The following is a 19,829-nucleotide window of genomic DNA, read 5'->3' on the forward strand; positions in this document are numbered from 1 at the left end:
AAAGAATATCTTTTGGAAAATTTCATTTTCCTTTCATTTTTCAAGTTAGATTGAATTTTTATGAGAAAAGTTTCAGTTTTTTTTCATTTTCCTTTCAGTTGTGAAACAGCATTAAATGTTCCTAATAACCTAATAACACTATAATCTCCCGCATTATATTATCAGGAAAAGTCTATATAAACCATATTATAAAAACAATTTATAACGAATATATATGCAATATTTCCTTCCCTAATAAATAAAAGAAGCATTATCATATATTTCTCACATTGTTTTCCTTTGAAATATTTCAGTAGTTACGTAATTTAATTCCATTAACCTATATAAATAACTAGTCCAAAAAAAATCTATATGCATATCATGTTATAGTAAAGAATTCAGGAAATCCTAAAAGGAGGCATTTTCATGTTTGAAGATAAATCTAAAATAAACTACCCATATGAATTTACTGAAACTACAACAATCCCGCTAAAAAATCCCATCAATAAAACTTTCAAAAACGGCTCTGGTACACATACTTTCCCAATTAAAAAACACTATAAAGAACAGGTGTTATATACGGAAAAAATTAATAATAATAAAAATAAATAACCTTATAGACTCTTATAACAATTAATCAAATAAGAATCTATATTAGACCTTGCATAGTTATTATATAAATCTTTCTTATACAACCCACGTATTTTTAAAAAGTGCTGATATACGGCGCTTTTTTATACATAGATAATGGAAGAACAAAAAAGGTATGGATATTTTCCATACCTTTTTTGTTCTTTACTATTTATAAATAAAGTACTTCCATGTTTACTTTACCTAATAGCACTTTAATGGACCTTCTAGAAGAAATAAAAGCTAGTTTAATAAAAAATAAGTTTCTTAGCTAATGCTCCTACCAGCAGAATTTTACTGGTTGGAGTCATTGGCTTGAATTTATATAATACCTTGAATATTTTACGTCTATTTTCTCTTAAGGGATATTTATTCAGGTTACTTATTAGATTATCAATTATATCCCTTCCGATCCCTAATTTTTATAGACATTATTGCTCTATTATATATATTTTAAAATTTACCAAACGCAGTTTCAAAGCAACTTAGTTTTCATAAAATATTTTTTGTTTCCGCTGGAACGAATAGGCTTTAATCTCATCTGTATCTAAATTTTCATGAAATAAATGAATAGCTATAATTTGTCTACAATCGTAGGTATGATAATAATATGTTACGGACTCCATACACATTACGCTTGTATAAATGGTATTATCTAATGCACCTTCTTCTGTTATTACTCCGCCTTTAGGAACCTCGCAATTTGATAAAATATGAAATAGGGCCGATACTCCCTCTTCTTCACTATCTATACCTTGAATGTTTTGTTTGCCATATGCCGCCCGCACAAACCTTGATGGCGGGGTGAAATCCCCTGGAAGTCCCATTGAACCTGAGCCCTGACCAAAAGCACTTAATGGCAAGTTACTCCACTCAGTTGGCACGAATGGCTGCGATTTAAGGCCTATATATTGTCTTAAATTTTGCAAATGCCAATTAAACTCCGGACTATTCGTCATCACTCCTAGTGGGTTGTCATACATTTTTAATCCTTCATTTGTCGGCTCCAGTACAATACAATCTCCCCATTTATCCGCTAAAATCCAATGTAATGGTGGCGTAAGTCCTAAATCCGGCAATGGTATATCCAAAAAGGTAAGGCTATCCACAGATTTCTTTAACTCTTTGACAGAATTGAATTGTGTCAGACTCCAAGTCACAAAATCAAACGGAGCCAAATTCGTTTTGTTGTCATCTATGTTTTGACTATAAGAAGCGAATCCTGGAAAATAGAGTGTTGCACATGTCATACCTGCTTCATTTACTCCGTCCGCCATAATGACCCTTCCGTGATGATTAATCCCCATTCCGACCGTAGCATGTTTCGTATTAATAATTTCACCAGTTATATTATTCCACTGATAATGTCGAGGAATCACTATTACTTCTTGATTCAAATCTAATGTGAAGTCCATCGTTCTTGCAAAAAGATGCTGACCGTTTTTTGTCTGTAATGTCAAACTAGTACACATAAAGAACACCCCGTTTTATGGTTTTATCTACACTTTACATAATTCTGATAAATCTGTAAATTGAAAACCTCTTTCCTTACAAAAAAATTGAGAAGGCACATATAAAGTACAAATAGGTTGAGGTTATCTCTAGTTTATAAATGAATTTTTAAAATGTAGTTGCAAAAGAATTATATTAAAAAGGAGCGACTTGTTATAATCTGTACCCTCTCTACTACGCTGATATTTCCAAAACAACTTTTGCACCGTGCAGCTTTTCCGAATTACTTAAGTAAAGGTTTCCACCGTGTTGCTTTGCAAAGCTTTTAGCAATGTATAACCCCATTCCATGATGATCTTTGGAGTTTCTACTTTTATCTCCTCTATAAAACTGCTCTGTAGCTGAATGCATTTCCTCTTCTGTAAACCCTCTTCCCGAGTCCTCTACAATAAATTGCAGTTTTTCACTAATCATTTCCACTGAGAACATCAAGTCACCCTTTGTTGGAGAATATTCAATTGCATTCATCATTATATTCATAATTGCTCTTTTCAAAGCGGTCTCGTCAATAGGAATAAAATTTGGTATGTCCTGAACATTTTCAATTAGATTTAACTGTTTGCCTAAAACACAAATTGCACTTTCTTCTATAATATTACGAATAAAGTCGCGGAGATCTGTTTGCTTGAATTGAAGTGAAGCGCCTTCCTCACATTTCGTAATATCGAGCAAAGATTTCATATATATTTCCATCTCATCAATACTTTTCAAAATATGCTCATTACATTTCTTCTGATTTGAATCTAGCATTGATTCATTTAATAGCTCTGCATTCCCTCTCAATATCGTTAATGGCGTTTTAATGTCATGTGCCAAAGCAGCAATCTGCTCTCTTCTATTTGTTTCCATATTCCACTGTGTACGTAACGAATGATTTAATTCATCTTTCATTTTTACTAAAGAAGTTAATACTTCATTCACTTCTTTTATTTTAGATTGTTCCACTTGAAAATCTAAATCTTCCTTTTGAATTTTATCTGTTACATTTCTCAAAATCAGCATTTCCTTTGAAAATGTTTTACCAAAAGAGCGAGATAGAAATATCACTTCGGCAACAAATAATAGAATAAAAAGAACAATTTCACAAACTTCCGGACTTGGTAAATACTTCTTCAAAAAAGGATTTTTAAAAGTAGCATGTAACGTATATAGAATGACACAAATATCTTTATCACGTTCTATAACTGCATAGTAGTACTTACTATCACCTTTTTCATCCTTATGTATGTTATTCCATATTTGTCCCGCATAATCTTTATTAATACTCCCTTGAATAACGTTTCCAGAAAAATCATACACAACATATTTATATTGCTTTAAAATTTGATCATCGTCCTGCTCCGCTTTAACTATAGCATCTCTTTGCGACTCAATCTGCTTTTCATAATAATTTGCTGGCAAGATTACCTCTGCGTTAACTCCAACTTGGAATAGAATCATAAAAAAAGTAACTAATGCAATCGTCCCTATTGAAAATGCAAAAATATACTGTATTAAAATCTTACTAAGATTGACTTGCTTTTTCACTTTCTCCATTTATAACCAATTCCCCATACTGTTTCTATTGGATTCATGTTATGCTTACATAATTTTTGACGGATATTTTTAATATGTTCCACAATTACTTGGTTATCACTTTCTCCCTCATAACCAAAAACATTTTCGTAAATCTTTTCTCTTGAAAATACTTGTCCATGATTCAAAGCTAAATATTCGCAAATTCCATACTCACTTTTCGTAAATGCGATAGATGTATCGTCATGCCATATTTCTTTACATGACAGATGAAATGTAAGACCTGACAGGAAAAATGCATTTTGCTTTTCTCTATGCTCACGCCTTACATGTGCGGATACCCTCGCACGCAGTTCTCCAATTCCAAAAGGTTTTGTAATATAGTCATCTCCACCGAGACTAAGCCCTGTGATCAGATCCTTCTCCATTGTTTTGGCTGTTAGAAATACAATTGGACTATCAACCAAACTCCGTATTTCCTTACAAAGTGTAAAACCATCTATTTCTGGCATCATGACATCTAATAGAATTAAATCATAATGACAAAATTTCTCCTTTGGTATAGTAAGAGGATTACTAACGGCAGTTACCTCATGGCCTTCTTTCTCTAAAGCACTTTTTATAATATAAAGGATGCCTTCTTCATCATCAATTGCTAATATTCTTGCCATATAGAATCCCTCCTCTCACTTCCATTATAATACAAATGCACTTACATTTCTTTACGGCCTTCATAAAAGGAAAACCATACAAGGGAAATAACAAATGCAATGATTGTGAAACAAACGCAAATCACTGCTCCAATTTTCCCCTCTACTTGTAAGACATGAATAGAAGCGGGACTCAATTTGTGCTCCAAAAAATAATTGCATAATCTCACACTCCACGCACATGGCGTGTATTTCCAAATCACATCTCCCATCCCTGTAAGCATTAAAGCTACCAGCAAGCTTTCTATAATTCCAATCCCAATGGACGCACCTTTACTAAAGCGAAAATTTAAGAACAGATGCCATATATACATAAAGATTTGACAACCAAAAAGAATGAAGGAAATTTCAACATACAAAGCAAATGGAAAGTTATTTTGTCCTAACAGAGAATGAAATCCTGCCGCAAACCCAACGACTGCCAACATAGTTGAACAAAACCCACATATTAAAATTAAACATACTTTACTAATAAATGCTTTACGCCTTCCGTATTCCGTTGATAAAAGTTCTTTAAAATTCCCTGCCACAGCCTCCTGTTCCACAACAGAAGAACATACAATGCTAATTAGCAACGGAAAAGATATCGATAATACTTGAATATATCCTGAAACCTTATTTATAGAATCAACTTTTGAAATGGAATAATAACTTAAAAAAAGAGCAATACCGATGATTGGCATCGCTATATGTATCCAGAAAAAAATCGTATGTTTCATTTTTATAAAATCAGCTCTTACTATCCTCGACAAAACCGCCATATTATTTTGCCTCCTGCTTTTCAAACCATTTTGCCGTCATATAAGTAAACAAAAAGAACAACACGACAGAAATTGCCACGCCTGGCAAAATTACATCGTAGGAAAGGAGTTCTGGTTTGAACGTTACACTTCCGGTTTCTGCATATAGACCATTTGGTAGTATTTTCAAAATAGGAATCATAAGTCTACTTGGATATGTGTATGGACTAATCATCCAAATATTTTTTGTTGCCAATACAACTCCAAAAATTCCATTTGCCCCTACATTCAACAGAAGCGTCGGAAATAGACCTATTTTGTTACCTAAAAACAAGCAGAGTGGAATTTGCCACATAAAAGTAACGATTAAAAGAACGCTTCCTAATAGCGCATTTACTGTAGGAATGATTCGGAAGTTCTCCTTATTTAATAGTAAACTAGATAACTGGATTCCACAGAAAAAAAGTATGCATGAAAAGCTCAAAATCCCTAAAATTAGTAATACTTTAGAAATCCATACTCGTTTTAATGAAACTGGTAACGATAAGATAGAACGATTATTCATTTTCTTATCTTTCTCCGCAAGAAGTACACAACTTAAAGAAATCATTCCTGGAAGCATCGTAATGTACCACCAATTGTAACTAGATAATTGAAAATAATCCGCCGATAATAAAAAAGCAATTAGTATTGTGGCAAATGGAACTAGCCATATAAGTTTGTTCAAAAAAGTATGTTTAATTTTAATTTTTTCAGATGCAATATATAAATTCATTTCTTATGCCTCCCTTCTATACTTTCCAGCCACTTGTACAAATAAATCTTCCAGGTCATCATCCTTATTCAGTTTCCCCTGATACCCCAATACACCGCCTGAGATAATCCCAACATGATCTGCAATTTGACTTACTTCGCTTAAAATATGACTGGATAAAATGACAGTAATTCCTTTTGTGGGAAAGGAAAGGATTAATTTTCTTAATTCCTGAATCCCAAAAGGATCTAGTCCATTCATCGGTTCATCTAATATTAAAAACTTCGGATGATTCAGCAATGCAATCGCAATTCCCAATCGTTGCTTCATCCCCATAGAGAATTCCCTCGCTTTTTTCCTATCTGTATTCTCTAGCTCCACAACATGCAATACTTCATCAATCCTTGATTTAGGTAATCCTAAAACAGTCGTACGAACCAACAGATTTTCTCTTGCTGTTAAATTTTCATAAAGTGGCGGAGACTCAATTAAAGCACCAATAGAATGTAAATCTTGCCGCGTCCATTTATGACCATCAAAATAAATCTCACCAGAAGTAGGTATAAGCATACCTGTTATCATTTTTAAAGTTGTCGATTTTCCTGCCCCATTAGGACCTAACAATCCATAAATTGCATATTTCGGTACAGAAAGCGAAATATTTTGTACTACACTTTGCTTTCTAAATGTTTTGCAAAGATTTTTTGTTTCTAACATCATCTCAGTCATTCTAAACTTCCTCCTCGTATATTGTAATTCTAGAGTAAACGACAATTATAAGGATTCTATAAGGAAAATGAAAAAACATAGAGAGATAGGAAATGTTTTTCAAATGCTATATGTATGAAACTATGTATTCACATAATTTTTCTATACTTGGCTAGGATTAAGAATTTTTTTAAAGCTCTTAAACTAAATGCAAACAAAAAAAGAAGCGATTTATTTCATCGCTTCTTTTTTATTAAACCATATCCAAAATGACAGTATCCCTACATAACCCTCTTAAACATCTTCTCCAACTCATAAGTAGAATGATGCACAAGAATCGGTCTTCCATGCGGGCATGTATACGGGTTTGTTGTTGTACGTAGTTCTTCCAGTAAAGCAAATATTTGATCGTTCGTTAAATATTGATTTGCTTTAATGGACGCTTTACAGCTCATCATGATGGCTGCTTCCTCACGCAGTTTTTTAATATCAACTTTTTTTAGTTTAACGACTTGTTCCATCATTTCATCGATAATTTCTGTTTCTTGTCCTTTTGGGAACCAAGTTGGATGCGAGCGGACGATAAAGGATTGATGACCGAATTGCTCTAAGAACAGTCCAACTTTTTTCAGTTCTTCTAGTTGCTCTTCGACACGTAAAAATTCAGTAAGAGATAAATCGATACGGTATGGTACAAGTAATTCTTGTACTTCTTGCGCTACTCTTCCTACTTTATCCCGGAAGTATTCATAATTAATACGTTCCTGCGCGGCATGTTGGTCAATCATATATAAGCCTTTATCATTTTGAGCGAAAATATATGTTCCATGCATTTGTCCAATTGGATAAAGTGGTGGTAAGTCATTACCGTTCATTTCAATCTCTTCAATTCCCTGAACTTCTTCTTCCAATTCTTCTAATTCAAAGTCTTCATCGTTACTGTTCCACGATTTCTCTTCTCGAACTGGTTCTTCCATTATCGGTTTAGTAGATGGCTGCCAACTTTGTTCTTCTCTTACTAGCGACTGTGGTGGTTGCCATTCTTGCTTTGGCGGTTGCCACAGTTGTGCTGGCTGTTTCACAGCCAGTGGTTCTTCTCGTTTTTCATTCATGCCTGTCGGTAAAACGATGTCCGGCATAGATGGTTCTTTCGGCTTCGCATGCTCAAACTGGAATTGTTCTTGCACACTTTCATCTTTTTCTTTTTTCTTCGTTGTTACACCTGCATCTGGAATGAGCTGTATTTTTTTGAATGCCGATTGCAATGTTTCTTCGATAAGCTTTAGTAATTCTTGTTCTTTACTAAAACGAACTTCTAATTTCGCTGGATGTACGTTAACGTCAACAAGCATTGGATCCATTTCAATAGATAAGAAGCCGATTGGATATCGTCCGACTGGCAATAATGTATGGTATCCTTGCTGAATGGCTTTCATTAATACGAAATTTCGAACGTAACGGCCATTTACGATCGTTGACATATAATTTCGAGATGCTCTCGTTACTTCTGGTAATGTTACATAACCTTTAATTGTGAAATCTAAAGATTCAGCTTCAATTGGAATAAGCTTCTTCGCAACTTGAATACTGTAAATTGATGCAAGTACTTGTCTTACATCACCATTTCCTGATGTGTGAAGCAATTTCTTTTCATTATGAAACAGCTTTAACGATACTTCTGGGTGTGACATTGCGATACGATACACGATATCTGTAATATTCCCAAGCTCTGTATGAATGGTTTTCATATATTTAAGTCGCGCTGGTGTATTAAAGAATAAGTTTTGTACTGTAATATCTGTTCCTTTTCTGCTCGCTGTTTTCTCCTGCTTTATAATGTCTCCACCTTTAATCATAAGGTGTGTACCAGGCGCATCACCTGTGCTAGTGATTAATTCTAATTCACTAACTGAGGCAATACTCGGCAATGCCTCACCGCGAAAACCGAGTGTTCTGATGCGAAACAGATCGTTTTCATCTTTAATTTTGCTCGTCGCATGTCGTTCAAAAGCGACGATACAATCTTCTTCTGCAATGCCATCCCCATTATCAATGATGCGAATTTTTGATAAACCAGCTTCTTCTAAGTGGATTTCAATAGATGTACTATTCGCATCGATAGAATTTTCCACAAGTTCTTTTACGACTGAGGCAGGGCGCTCTACTACTTCCCCTGCCGCAATTAAGTTAGAGAGTTGATCATCGAGTTTGCGAATTTTCCCCATCTACTTACTCATCCTTTCTTTAACTTTTTCTGCAAGCGATACAGTTCGTTCATCGCCTCTAAAGGTGTCATATCAAGTAAATCAATCTTTTTAATTTGCGCAAGTACTGCCGTTTCTTTTGCATCTAGAACTGACTTCTCTTGTTTTTTTGAAGACTGTTCTCCACCAAAGAATGATAATTGCGATTCTTCCTCAGTCTCTACTTTCGTCTCTTGTATTTCTGCTGGTTCTTCTTTTACAACAGCTGGTTCTGGAGCCACTTCTTGTACTTTCACTTCTGTACGCTTTGGAATAATAATTTCTTCTTGTCCTTCTAGTTGCGCTAACACTTCTTTCGCACGAGCGATTAAGCTATCTGGAAGCTCCGCAAGTTGCGCAACGTGAATTCCGTAACTTTTATCAGCTGCTCCATCTTGAATTTTATGAAGGAATACTACTTTTCCGTTCTCTTCAATAGCTGAAACGTGTACATTCTTCAATTGTCCTAAACTTTCTTCTAGCACCGTCAATTCATGATAATGCGTAGAGAATAACGTTTTCGCACCAATTTGGTCATGAATATGTTCAATGATTGCTTGTGCAAGTGCCATACCATCATACGTAGATGTACCGCGTCCAATTTCATCGAATAAAATTAAACTTCTTTCTGATGCATTTGCAATTGCATTTTTCGCTTCTAACATTTCGACCATAAATGTACTTTGACCCGAAATTAAATCGTCCGCTGCACCAATTCTCGTAAAGATTTGATCGAATACAGGTAATACCGCTTCTGTTGCTGGTACGAAACAACCAATCTGTGACATAACAGTTACAAGTGCTAATTGTCTCATATACGTACTTTTACCAGACATGTTCGGTCCTGTAATTAAAAAGACATCCATCTTCTCCGGCATAATACAATCATTCGGTACATACAATTTCCCGTTCAATACTTTTTCAACGACAGGATGACGACCATCTTTAATAAAGATTTCGCGCTTAGTTGTTAAAACAGGTTTTACAAACTGTTCTTCTTCACTAACTGTCGCAAAACTTTGCAGTACGTCTAGTTCACTAATTACTTTCGCTAAATGCTGTAATTTCGGAATGAATACTTTGACTTCTTCGCGAAGCGCTGTAAATAAATCGTATTCTAATTGTACAATTTTCTCTTCTGCTTCTAAGATTAATGTTTCTTTTTCTTTTAATTCATCTGTTATGAAACGTTCAGCATTAGCAAGGGTTTGTTTACGCTCATAGCGGCCTTCTGGAAGTGATGCAAGATTCGCCTTCGTCACTTCAATGTAGTAGCCGAAAATACGGTTGTACCCGATTTTTAACGATTTAACTCCTGTAATATCACGCTCTCGTTTTTCAAGCTCAGCGATCCACGTTTTCCCGTTTTTACTAACGTAACGATATTGATCAAGCTTGTCATTATAACCGTCTTTAATAATATCTCCATCTTTAATAGAAAGCGGTGGGTTTTCTTGAATACTTCTTCCTAGCAATTCAGTTAAGCTCTCACATGGATCCGCACCTTGAATTAACCTTGCTGCATAAGCATTATCTAACAGACTAATCGCTTCTAAAATAGCCGGTACTTGAAGTAAGGATCGTCTTAACTGTAATAAGTCCCGTGCATTCACATTACCAAATGCAACTTTCCCAGCTAAACGTTCTAAATCATATACTTCTTTTAATTTTTCTTTTAAATCTTCACGTAAGAAGTAATCATTTACAAATGTTTCAACCATTTCTAAACGCTCTTCTACTTTTTCTTTTTGGATCAGTGGACGTTCCATCCACTGTTTTAACATACGACCACCCATAGCTGTTTTCGTTTTATCTAATAGCCATAATAATGATCCTGTTTTTTCTTTCGTTCGAAGTGTTTCTGTCAGCTCTAAATTTCGCTTTGAATGCACATCAATTTTCATAAATTGATTCGTATAATAAATTTCCACTGGTTGCAAATGGTCTAACGAACGTTTTTGCGTTCTTATCACATAGTTAAATAAGCGTCCAACTGCTTTAATTAACTTTGCTTGCGAAACGTTTTTCACAAGATGTTCTAACCCTTCCGGAATCGTTGTTGCATCTTCATACGAAATCGTCATTTTTAATGTTGCAGTTAATTTATTTAATTCATCTTTTGAAAATGTAGAATCTACAACAATTTCTTTTGAACCAGTTGCATACACTTCTAATAAAATATCTTCTACTGAACCTGTTAACAACGTTACTGTATTTTGTCCAGTCGTTAAATCATTACAAGCTAAAGCATACGATCCATCTTCAAAATGTGTTAATGCTGCTAAGAAGTTATTTTCTTTCTCATCAATAGTACGCCCTTCCATCATCGTTCCTGGCGTAATTAGTTGTACGACTTCACGGCGCACTACACCTTTAGCTGTTTTTGGATCTTCCACTTGCTCACAAACAGCTACTTTATATCCTTTTTCAACAAGTTGTTCAATATAATTTTTAGCTGCATGATGCGGTACACCGCACATCGGTATACGATCACTACTGCCACCATCTCGGCTCGTTAATGTAATTTCAAGTTCATGAGCTGCTTTAACCGCATCTTCAAAGAACATTTCATAAAAATCACCTAATCGGAAAAATAAAAAGGCATCTTGATAGTCTGCCTTAACCTTTAAATATTGCTGTATCATAGGGGTATATTGCGTCATACTTTTCCTCCATAATTCTTACATAGTAATCAATTTTCATATATGTCACACTTCACGGACATCCATATCTCCTATTTCAGGAGTCTTTCCTCATTATAGCACATTTCATAAGGAATCATGTTCATTCAAGCATCACTTATGTAAAGTAAAAAGCTAGGAAGAACTTCTCCCTAGCTTTCTATTACTCTTCTTCTGCATCGACGATAAAGTTCGGATCTAATTCTTCAAACTCATCATCATCGACTTGGAAATCCTCGTCTGATTCTACGCAACCTTCAGGATTTACACTTACACAAATTTTCGTTTCCCCAACTACTTCTGTTACAAATTCACGTTCTACAGTTACAACAATTTTATTACCATTTGGTGATACAAGAGCTTCTAAACAATTTGGTGGCTGAATGACACGAGCAATAATTTCTAAATCATCACCAGAAAAGTTTTTATCACGATACCCAATGCTCACTTCATCAGTGTAGTTCACACGTTCTGTTACAACTTCTGTCTTTGTATTACCATCAAATGAATACCAAGTGTTCACATCATAGAAACCTTCAATTTCCACATGCTTTCCATTCTTTCTTGCTTCGTACGAGTGGTTAATTACCCAGCACCCTAAAATACTTGTCGGCTCATTATTCGATTCACATGTATGCGTTGACTTTGTATACTTACGTCCTTTTCCAACCACTGCTTTTGTAATAATCTCTCTAAATTCGGACATTCGTAACCCTCCTCAATCACTATTCACTTAATCATATGCGTGACAATAGCGGAATGTGTCATTCTTTTTTCGAGAAGAACTTACGTTTAACCCACTAAAAAAAGAGATGTCAATTCGACATCTCTTTAACAACCACAATTTCCTTTTTTACTTTCTACCGCTGCGCCCGTTTCACCCTTCAATACATCGCCATTAGTTGAAATTAATATTTCATCTGTTACGTTGTTAGAAATCGTACTTGCAACTAGCTGTAGTAAGTCATTTACATATGTTTGTGAAGATTTAAATTCTTGCACAACTGGGATACTATCCAACTTATCTTGCAATGCATCAATGTCAGCTTCTACTTTTTTCAAAGCTTCCCATTTCCCATAATGCTGCAAGTTTACTGCTTGTTTTTGCAGTGCTTTAATTTCATCAATTGCGCGCTTTACATTTTCATTTTTATGAATTTGCGCCTCTGCTTTCTTAAAGAAATCAACTTCTTCTGTTCCAGAAATCATTTTTGCTAATTCTTTCGCTTGTTCAACAATTTCATCTTTCGAATATGCTTTCATCTATTATTCCACCTCAATCGGCTCTTCAACTAATTCCCCGTTAAGAGACCAAGTTTTTGCTTCCGTTACTTTTACTTTCACAAGCTGACCAATTAAAGATTTTGAAGCGACGAAGTTTACAAGTTTATTCGTGCGAGTATAACCTGCGAGTACTTCTGGATTATTTTTACTTTCCCCATCAACTAACACTTCTACAATTTGACCTTTGTAACGATTATTCTTTTCAATTGCCAACGTATTTACTAGTGTATTTAAGCGTTGAAGACGTTCTTTTTTCACTTCCATCGGTACATTATCTTTCATTTTTGCAGCTGGTGTACCTTCGCGCGGAGAATAAATAAAGGTAAAGGCAGTATCAAATCCTACTTCACGATATAACGACATCGTTTCTTCAAATTGCTCATCTGTTTCATTTGGGAAACCAACGATAATATCAGTTGTGAATACTGCATTTGGAATTGCTTCTTTAATTTTTCTTACAAGTTCTAAATAATGCTCACGTGAATATTTACGCGCCATAATTTTTAACATCTCTGTGCTTCCAGATTGAACCGGTAAATGAATATGTTCTACTAAGTTTCCAGCTTTTCCAAGCACTTCAATTAAGTGATCATCGAAATCACGTGGATGGCTCGTTGTAAAACGAATACGGGCAATATCAACTTTACGGAGTTCGTCCATTAAATCGCCAAGTCCGTATTCAAAATCTTCAAAGTCTTTACCATATGCATTTACGTTCTGGCCAAGTAATGTAATTTCTTTATAACCATTCGCAGCTAAATGACGAATTTCTTGGATAATGTCTTCTGGACGTCTGCTTCGCTCTTTTCCACGTGTATACGGCACGATACAATATGTACAGAACTTATCACAGCCATACATAATATTTACCCAAGCTTTAATATCACCACGGCGTACTTTCGGAAGGTTTTCAATTACATCCCCTTCTTTTGACCAAACTTCAACTACCGTCTCCTTCGAGAACATTGCATCTTTTAGAATATACGGCAATCTATGAATATTATGCGTTCCAAACACCATATCTACATGCTGATTTTTTTGCATAATTTTATTTACAACAGATTCTTCTTGAGACATACAACCACATACACCAATTAAAAGGTCCGGATTTCTTCTTTTTAATGACTTTAAATGACCTAGTTCACCGAACACTTTATTTTCAGCATTTTCACGAATTGCACAAGTATTTAATAAAACTACATCTGCATCTTCAGTTGAAAAGGTTGGCTCATATCCAAGTGCGGTGAAAATACCCGCCATTACTTCCGTATCATGCTCATTCATTTGACAACCATATGTACGAATATAGAACTTTCTTCCAGTACCAAAATTGCGAAATTCTTCAGGTAAGCCAAAATCCCGTTCAATTTTAACTTCTTCTTTCCCTCGTTTTTTCGCGTCTTTTAAGGAAGGTGGTTGGTATACACTTTCAAAGTATTTACTATAATCTTTCTCTTTTTTTTTCGTAGAGGAATTTGTTTGTTGACTTGCTAATCGTTGTTGTTCGTTCATCGGTAATCTCCTTTCACCCTTAACTATACACACTCTATAGTCCATTTTAATGCGCTTTGACTCACCTCAAAAATGGTTAGATAGCTTGAGAGATAACTTGTCCTTTGAAACTTGAGTAATCAATCTAATCATTCATAAGAATGAAGTCTTCCCCACACAAATAGACATTCCCTTTTCATACTTCTTTTTGTCCTATCCAAAAGCATATTGCTTTATCCCTATAAACATTACCATAGTATGAAGCGTTGCGCCAATTTTAACAAGAAAGAGGCTCTGTCTGATCTTACATTTCATCAGCAATGAACTCGCCATTTTCATACAACGATTTATATATTATTTTACCATTCTGAATTTTCTAAGTAAATAAGACTACCCTATATTTTTTACTCATAAAAAAAGGTTACCAAATGGCAACCTTCTCTTCTTATATTACATAAATTCAGCAACAAGTTCATCAAACATTTTCTGATCCATATTTAAATCAGCTTGCACTAAAGGCTTCTCACTATAGCCTTTTACAAGTTCTTGATATGAAGGTTGCGCTGTATTTTGATATATTAAACCTGTTACTAATCCGTTATTTTCCATTAACGTTTGCATAGCCATCATGCGATTAGACGGATCATATCCCTCTACTGTACTTAGTTTTGTTAAATTCTCTTTAAACCAATCGTAAGTATTTACTTTATTGTAAGTAACACATGGACTGTATACGTTAATTAATGAAAATCCTTTATGGTTAATACCAGCTTCAATAATTTGTGTTAATTCTTTTAAATCACTTGAAAAGCTTTGCGCCACAAATGTCGCACCAGCTGTTAAAGCCATTTCCATAACATTTAGTGACGGTTCAATTGAACCTTGTGGTGTGCTTTTCGTTTTAAATCCAGCTTCACTGCGCGGTGAAGTTTGCCCTTTTGTTAATCCGTAAATTTGGTTATCCATTACGATATACGTAATGTCGATGTTACGACGAATAGAATGGATTGTATGTCCCATACCAATCGCAAATCCATCACCGTCACCACCTGATGCGATAACTGTTAAATCACGATTTGCCATTTTCACACCTTGTGCAATTGGAAGGGCACGACCATGAATACTATGCACACCATATGAATTAATATAACCTGAAATACGACCTGAACAGCCGATACCGGAGATAACAGCAAGTTCATCTGGATTTAAACCAACGTTAGCTGCCGCACGTTGAATTGCAGCTTGCACCGAGAAGTCTCCGCAACCTGGGCACCAGTTTGGTTTTACGCTGTTACGAAAGTCCTTAAATGTTGCCATTTAATACAACCCCTTTTTTGCATTCGTTGTAAATCTCTTTCGGCAAGAATGGGTTCCCATCATATTTTAAAAGACTAGAAATTTTCTCACCGTTACCAAGATTCATTTTCATAATGTTAGCAAGCTGACCTGTTGCGTTGTTTTCTACCACTACAACACGCTTCGCATTTTTCACAAGTGGATCGATTTCAGCTGTTGGGAACGGGTGAATTAAACGTACATGAGCATGGTTTACTTTCATACCCTCTTGTTCTAAGCGCTCCATTGCCTCTTCGATTGCACCACGAGTTGAGTTAAACCCAACAAGCAATACGTCCGCTTCTTCATGCTTAACATTTTTATAGACAGGGGTATTAAACTTCAAGTTCTCCATTTTACGGAAACGTTTGTCCATTTGATTTTTACGGTTTATTGCTGATTCAGATGGTTTACCAGTTTCATCATGTTCTACACCTGTAACATGGTGAACACCATTTTTCATACCAGGTAAAACACGTGGTGAAACGCCATCTTCTGTTACTTCATAACGCTTGAAGTATGCTTTATTTTCACGTTCTGGTAATTCCGCTTCTAAATCAAGCTTACCGCGACGGATTTCCACTTTATCTAACGTAAGCGGTTCTACCGTTTGTTTTCCTAAAGAAAGCTGTAAATCTGTTAAGAAAATAACAGGAACTTGATATTCTTCAGCTAGGTTAAATGCTTCTACAATATCATAGAAAGCTTCTTCAACTGTACTTGGCGCCATTACGATTTTTGGAATCTCACCGTGCGTACCGTAAATCATCGCCATTAAATCAGACTGCTCTTGTTTCGTTGGTAATCCTGTACTTGGACCACCACGTTGTGTATCAACAATTACTAATGGTGTTTCTGTAATACCTGCTAAACCAATCGCTTCCATCATTAAAGATAGACCCGGACCAGCAGATGCAGTTAATGTACGAACACCAGCATAATTTGCACCGATTGCCATTGTACAAGCTGCGATTTCATCCTCAGTTTGGATTACTGTCCCGCCAACTTTTGGCAATTTTTTAATTAAGTATTCCATAATTTCAGATGCAGGTGTAATTGGATATGCAGACATAAAGCGAGCACCACCAGCTACCGCACCAAATGCGATTGCATCGTTTCCAATCATAAACATGCGTTTCTTACCATCAGCTTTTTCAAGCTGCATCATGTTTACTTTCTCACCTAGCAATTCTTTCATATATTGAGAGCCGCGCTTAATTGCGTCCATATTCTTTTGAACAACTTGCTCTCCTTTACGACCAAAGATTTCTTCAACAACATCTAAATAAGCTGTTTCATCTAATCCTAATACCGCACTTGATGCCCCAACAGCAACCATGTTTTTCATTAATGATGTGCCTAATTCTGAAGCAATATCTGTAAACGGTATCACATATAGATTTACATCTGTATTATCAGGTATTGTTGGATTAAACTTCGCATCCGCAACTACAATTCCACCTGGACGTAGTTCGTGGAAGTTAAAATCAATTGTTTCTTGATCAAAAGCAATTAGAATATCTAAATCATCTGAGATCGCGCGTACTTCTGTTGTACTTACGCGAATTTTATTATTTGTATGGCCGCCTTTAATACGTGATGAGAAGTGGCGGTAACCGTATAGGTAATATCCTAATCGGTTTAATGCAATACAGAAGATTTCTCCTGTACTTTCAATTCCTTCACCTTGTTGGCCTCCAACTTTCCATGAAAGTTGACTAATCATCTCCTACACCCCTTTTGGCTGCATTCATTGTAGTGTATTTTTTTACAGTAATAGTTTAGCATTTTTTATACAAATAAACTACAACGGACGCAAATTATGCCTCTTCTGATTTCCCTGAATCTTTAGTATAAAGCTATTTTGTTTTTCATTCTAGTATTAGGTCTTAAAAAAAGCAATAATATCAAATGAATTAATTCTAATTTTTCTGGATTTTTAAAACAAAAATCTTAAAAGCTTATATGTTCAACAAAATTATCATATAAAAATCGCTCTACAGTAGATGCAGCATAGTGTTTACAAAGCTCATTAATTACATTTTCATATTCTCCATACGCTGATACATTTACAACTGTTTCTAATATCCCATCAAAATCCGAACCAAATCCTATATTGTTCTCTCCACCTAATGAACAAATATATTCGATATGTTTTACTATATCTGCTATATTTGCTTGTTTTTCACTTATTAGAAACTGTGGTACGAAAGTAACACCGATCATGCTATTTCGCTTTATAAGAGCTCTAAGTTGTTCATCGTTTAAATTACGTGGGTGCTGACAAAGTTTCGTACAATTTGAATGGGAGGCAATAGGATTTTTTGCAATTTCTATCACATCCCAAAAGCTTCTTTCATTCAGATGCGACACATCAGTCCATACATGTAACGTATTAAGTTCTTGTACAACATGTTTACCAAAGGTCGTTAAACCCGCCCCACGCGTCTCTAGCGCACCATCAGCTAATAAATTGGCATAATTCCATGTTAGTCCAAAAGAACGTACTCCTAGACGATAAAACAACCGTAATTTCATTGCATCTTTTCCAATTGCTTCGCATCCTTCTAGTGTTAATATCGCTCCAATCTCGTCCTGTTTTAACATGTTAATATCATCTTTTGTCTGAATAAACTTTACACCCGGTAATGATAAAATTTCATTATAAAAAATATCTACCATTTGTAATGCCACTTCAAATCGTTTTTCATATAGCACCGTTTCTGGCACATATATAGCAAAACATTGTATACTTCCTTTTCTTTTCTTTAACTGTTCAAATGTAATATGTAATTGCGGATCGTTTTTAAAATCCTTTTTCCCCTGTGCACTCCATAACTGAAAGAGTACATCACAATGAGCATCAAAAATTTTCATTTCCATTCCTCCATTATAAAAACAACCTGTTTGCATACTGCAAACAGGTTGTTTAAACTTAACGAGGTTCTACAATTAATTTTATTGCTGTACGCTCTTCCCCATCAATCATAATATCTGTGAAAGCTGGGATACAAATCAGGTCCAAACCACTAGGCGCTACAAATCCTCTTGCAATTGCTACTGCCTTTACCGCTTGGTTCAATGCACCTGCACCAATGGCTTGAATTTCTGCTGTTCCGCGTTCGCGAATAACACCTGCAAGTGCACCAGCTACAGAATTAGGGACCGACGTTGCTTTAACTTTTAATATTTCCATTCCGCGTTTCCTCCTCGTTTCTATAAAAAGTATTAGCAATTATTTCACTTTAACTTATATTCACGAGGAATGACGCGTATTCCTGCTAAATTTCTGTAATTTTTCTAAAAAATTAAAAAATAATAACTTTTCTAAATCTTATCCAGAAATTACTCAAAAAATGGCTGATCATCATTAATTAAGATACGCTGGATTTTCTTAGCTTTTCCTGTATTAGGATCCACATCAACTAGCACTGCACTTAATTGTGTTCTACCACTTGTCACTTCAAATCGTACTGGTAAGTTCGTTAAAAACTTCTTCAATACTGCTTCTCGATCCATACCTAAAATCCCATCGTAAGGCCCTGTCATACCAACATCTGTGATATATGCGGTTCCGCTTGGTAAAATACGATTATCTGCTGTAGGAACATGTGTATGTGTACCCACTACTGCTGTAGCACGACCATCTACATACCAACCTAACGCTTGTTTTTCACTTGTAGTTTCCGCATGAAAATCAATAAAGATAATATTCGTACGTTTTTTTGCAATGTTAATTAATTCATCCACTTTACGGAATGGACAATCAATTGGAGGAAGGAATGTACGTCCTTGTAAGTTAATAACTGCAACTTCTGTTCCATTGCAGTTCACAAAGATAAGTCCTTTTCCTGGAGTTCCTTCTGGGAAGTTAGCTGGTCTTGCAAGATATTTTGCGTCATCAATAAATTCAAATACTTCACGGTTATCCCAAGCGTGGTTTCCAAGTGTAACCGCTTGTGCCCCGCATTCTAAAAAGTTTCGATATATTTTTTCCGTAATTCCACGTCCACCTGCTGCATTTTCTCCATTAATAATGGTTACTGTAGGTGTATATTTCTTCTTTAATGCCGGTACGTATTGTTGAATCATACCTCTACCAGGAGATCCTACTACATCTCCAACAAATAATATTCTCATATGTCTTACCCTTCCTATGTACTACATTTTTTATTACTATAGCTTCAAGTGATTTCCTTACAATATATTTATTATAAGTTTGTTTCACTTGTATACTAATTCCCTTT

Annotated in this window: 17 protein-coding genes; 1 reads left to right on the forward strand and 16 read right to left on the reverse strand. The window is 35.3% G+C overall.

Annotation, left to right across the window (positions count from 1 at the left end):
• Positions 1-405: 405 nt before the first annotated feature.
• Entirely contained in the window at positions 406-591 is a 186-nt protein-coding gene (locus AC3WTA_RS06315; RefSeq protein ID WP_000461129.1) for a hypothetical protein, read from the forward strand.
• A 503-nt stretch (positions 592-1,094) separates the two neighbouring features.
• Here the strand turns inward: AC3WTA_RS06315 and AC3WTA_RS06320 are convergent.
• The 16 genes from AC3WTA_RS06320 to AC3WTA_RS06395 all read right to left on the reverse strand — a co-directional run bounded on the left by AC3WTA_RS06320 (position 1,095) and on the right by AC3WTA_RS06395 (position 19,722).
• Complete coding sequence (locus tag AC3WTA_RS06320) at positions 1,095-2,081, reverse strand: choloylglycine hydrolase family protein (protein ID WP_000337609.1); 987 nt, start codon at positions 2,079-2,081, stop codon at positions 1,095-1,097.
• 214 nt (positions 2,082-2,295) lie between these two features.
• The gene (locus tag AC3WTA_RS06325; protein WP_000416690.1) at positions 2,296-3,657 is read right to left on the reverse strand and encodes a sensor histidine kinase; all 1,362 of its coding nucleotides are present in this window, start codon (positions 3,655-3,657) and stop codon (positions 2,296-2,298) included.
• Positions 3,645-4,307 carry a response regulator transcription factor gene (locus tag AC3WTA_RS06330; protein ID WP_492332851.1) on the reverse strand — a complete coding sequence of 221 codons (663 nt, stop codon included), beginning with the start codon at positions 4,305-4,307 and terminating at the stop codon, positions 3,645-3,647. The genes AC3WTA_RS06325 and AC3WTA_RS06330 overlap by 13 nt, the downstream gene beginning before the upstream one ends.
• A 41-nt stretch (positions 4,308-4,348) precedes the next feature.
• Complete coding sequence (locus tag AC3WTA_RS06335; protein WP_492332852.1) at positions 4,349-5,107, reverse strand: lantibiotic immunity ABC transporter MutG family permease subunit; 759 nt, start codon at positions 5,105-5,107, stop codon at positions 4,349-4,351.
• A 1-nt stretch (position 5,108) separates the two neighbouring features.
• Positions 5,109-5,861, reverse strand: coding sequence for a lantibiotic immunity ABC transporter MutE/EpiE family permease subunit (locus AC3WTA_RS06340; protein ID WP_001055395.1), 753 nt, complete (start codon positions 5,859-5,861; stop codon positions 5,109-5,111).
• A gap of 3 nt (positions 5,862-5,864) precedes the next feature.
• The gene (locus tag AC3WTA_RS06345) at positions 5,865-6,569 is read right to left on the reverse strand and encodes a lantibiotic protection ABC transporter ATP-binding protein (RefSeq protein WP_000138158.1); all 705 of its coding nucleotides are present in this window, start codon (positions 6,567-6,569) and stop codon (positions 5,865-5,867) included.
• A 260-nt stretch (positions 6,570-6,829) separates the two neighbouring features.
• Positions 6,830-8,773 (reverse strand): DNA mismatch repair endonuclease MutL, encoded by a 1,944-nt coding sequence (gene mutL, locus AC3WTA_RS06350; RefSeq protein ID WP_000516489.1) that lies wholly within the window; start codon positions 8,771-8,773, stop codon positions 6,830-6,832.
• Positions 8,774-8,781: 8 nt separating this feature from the next.
• Entirely contained in the window at positions 8,782-11,454 is a 2,673-nt protein-coding gene (gene mutS, locus AC3WTA_RS06355; protein WP_000195997.1) for a DNA mismatch repair protein MutS, read from the reverse strand.
• Between the two features lie 181 nt (positions 11,455-11,635).
• Positions 11,636-12,178 (reverse strand): outer spore coat protein CotE, encoded by a 543-nt coding sequence (gene cotE / locus AC3WTA_RS06360; protein ID WP_001288802.1) that lies wholly within the window; start codon positions 12,176-12,178, stop codon positions 11,636-11,638.
• A gap of 125 nt (positions 12,179-12,303) precedes the next feature.
• Positions 12,304-12,735, reverse strand: coding sequence for a YlbF/YmcA family competence regulator (locus AC3WTA_RS06365; protein WP_000649391.1), 432 nt, complete (start codon positions 12,733-12,735; stop codon positions 12,304-12,306).
• Positions 12,736-12,738: 3 nt separating this feature from the next.
• Entirely contained in the window at positions 12,739-14,268 is a 1,530-nt protein-coding gene (miaB, locus tag AC3WTA_RS06370; RefSeq protein ID WP_001005397.1) for a tRNA (N6-isopentenyl adenosine(37)-C2)-methylthiotransferase MiaB, read from the reverse strand.
• Between the two features lie 429 nt (positions 14,269-14,697).
• Entirely contained in the window at positions 14,698-15,564 is an 867-nt protein-coding gene (locus AC3WTA_RS06375; protein WP_000190158.1) for a 2-oxoacid:ferredoxin oxidoreductase subunit beta, read from the reverse strand.
• Positions 15,551-17,308 (reverse strand): 2-oxoacid:acceptor oxidoreductase subunit alpha, encoded by a 1,758-nt coding sequence (locus AC3WTA_RS06380; protein WP_000625416.1) that lies wholly within the window; start codon positions 17,306-17,308, stop codon positions 15,551-15,553. The genes AC3WTA_RS06375 and AC3WTA_RS06380 overlap by 14 nt, the downstream gene beginning before the upstream one ends.
• Positions 17,309-17,535: 227 nt before the next feature.
• Positions 17,536-18,459, reverse strand: coding sequence for a dipeptidase (locus tag AC3WTA_RS06385; protein ID WP_000688020.1), 924 nt, complete (start codon positions 18,457-18,459; stop codon positions 17,536-17,538).
• A gap of 58 nt (positions 18,460-18,517) precedes the next feature.
• A complete protein-coding gene (spoVS, locus tag AC3WTA_RS06390; RefSeq protein ID WP_000404341.1) occupies positions 18,518-18,778 on the reverse strand; it encodes a stage V sporulation protein SpoVS in 261 nt (86 codons plus the stop codon).
• Between the two features lie 149 nt (positions 18,779-18,927).
• The gene (locus tag AC3WTA_RS06395; protein WP_001221093.1) at positions 18,928-19,722 is read right to left on the reverse strand and encodes a TIGR00282 family metallophosphoesterase; all 795 of its coding nucleotides are present in this window, start codon (positions 19,720-19,722) and stop codon (positions 18,928-18,930) included.
• Positions 19,723-19,829: the final 107 nt, after the last annotated feature.

Source organism: Bacillus sp. EB106-07-01-XG149 (genome assembly GCF_058791555.1).

Coding starts and splice junctions, on each gene's coding strand:
- AC3WTA_RS06315 (WP_000461129.1), top strand. CDS start 406: ATGTTTGAAGATAAATCTAAAATAAACTACCCATATGAATTTACTGAA.
- AC3WTA_RS06320 (WP_000337609.1), bottom strand. CDS start 2,081: ATGTGTACTAGTTTGACATTACAGACAAAAAACGGTCAGCATCTTTTT.
- AC3WTA_RS06325 (WP_000416690.1), bottom strand. CDS start 3,657: ATGGAGAAAGTGAAAAAGCAAGTCAATCTTAGTAAGATTTTAATACAG.
- AC3WTA_RS06330 (WP_492332851.1), bottom strand. CDS start 4,307: ATGGCAAGAATATTAGCAATTGATGATGAAGAAGGCATCCTTTATATT.
- AC3WTA_RS06335 (WP_492332852.1), bottom strand. CDS start 5,107: ATGGCGGTTTTGTCGAGGATAGTAAGAGCTGATTTTATAAAAATGAAA.
- AC3WTA_RS06340 (WP_001055395.1), bottom strand. CDS start 5,861: ATGAATTTATATATTGCATCTGAAAAAATTAAAATTAAACATACTTTT.
- AC3WTA_RS06345 (WP_000138158.1), bottom strand. CDS start 6,569: ATGACTGAGATGATGTTAGAAACAAAAAATCTTTGCAAAACATTTAGA.
- mutL (WP_000516489.1), bottom strand. CDS start 8,773: ATGGGGAAAATTCGCAAACTCGATGATCAACTCTCTAACTTAATTGCG.
- mutS (WP_000195997.1), bottom strand. CDS start 11,454: ATGACGCAATATACCCCTATGATACAGCAATATTTAAAGGTTAAGGCA.
- cotE (WP_001288802.1), bottom strand. CDS start 12,178: ATGTCCGAATTTAGAGAGATTATTACAAAAGCAGTGGTTGGAAAAGGA.
- AC3WTA_RS06365 (WP_000649391.1), bottom strand. CDS start 12,735: ATGAAAGCATATTCGAAAGATGAAATTGTTGAACAAGCGAAAGAATTA.
- miaB (WP_001005397.1), bottom strand. CDS start 14,268: ATGAACGAACAACAACGATTAGCAAGTCAACAAACAAATTCCTCTACG.
- AC3WTA_RS06375 (WP_000190158.1), bottom strand. CDS start 15,564: ATGGCAACATTTAAGGACTTTCGTAACAGCGTAAAACCAAACTGGTGC.
- AC3WTA_RS06380 (WP_000625416.1), bottom strand. CDS start 17,308: ATGATTAGTCAACTTTCATGGAAAGTTGGAGGCCAACAAGGTGAAGGA.
- AC3WTA_RS06385 (WP_000688020.1), bottom strand. CDS start 18,459: ATGAAAATTTTTGATGCTCATTGTGATGTACTCTTTCAGTTATGGAGT.
- spoVS (WP_000404341.1), bottom strand. CDS start 18,778: ATGGAAATATTAAAAGTTAAAGCAACGTCGGTCCCTAATTCTGTAGCT.
- AC3WTA_RS06395 (WP_001221093.1), bottom strand. CDS start 19,722: ATGAGAATATTATTTGTTGGAGATGTAGTAGGATCTCCTGGTAGAGGT.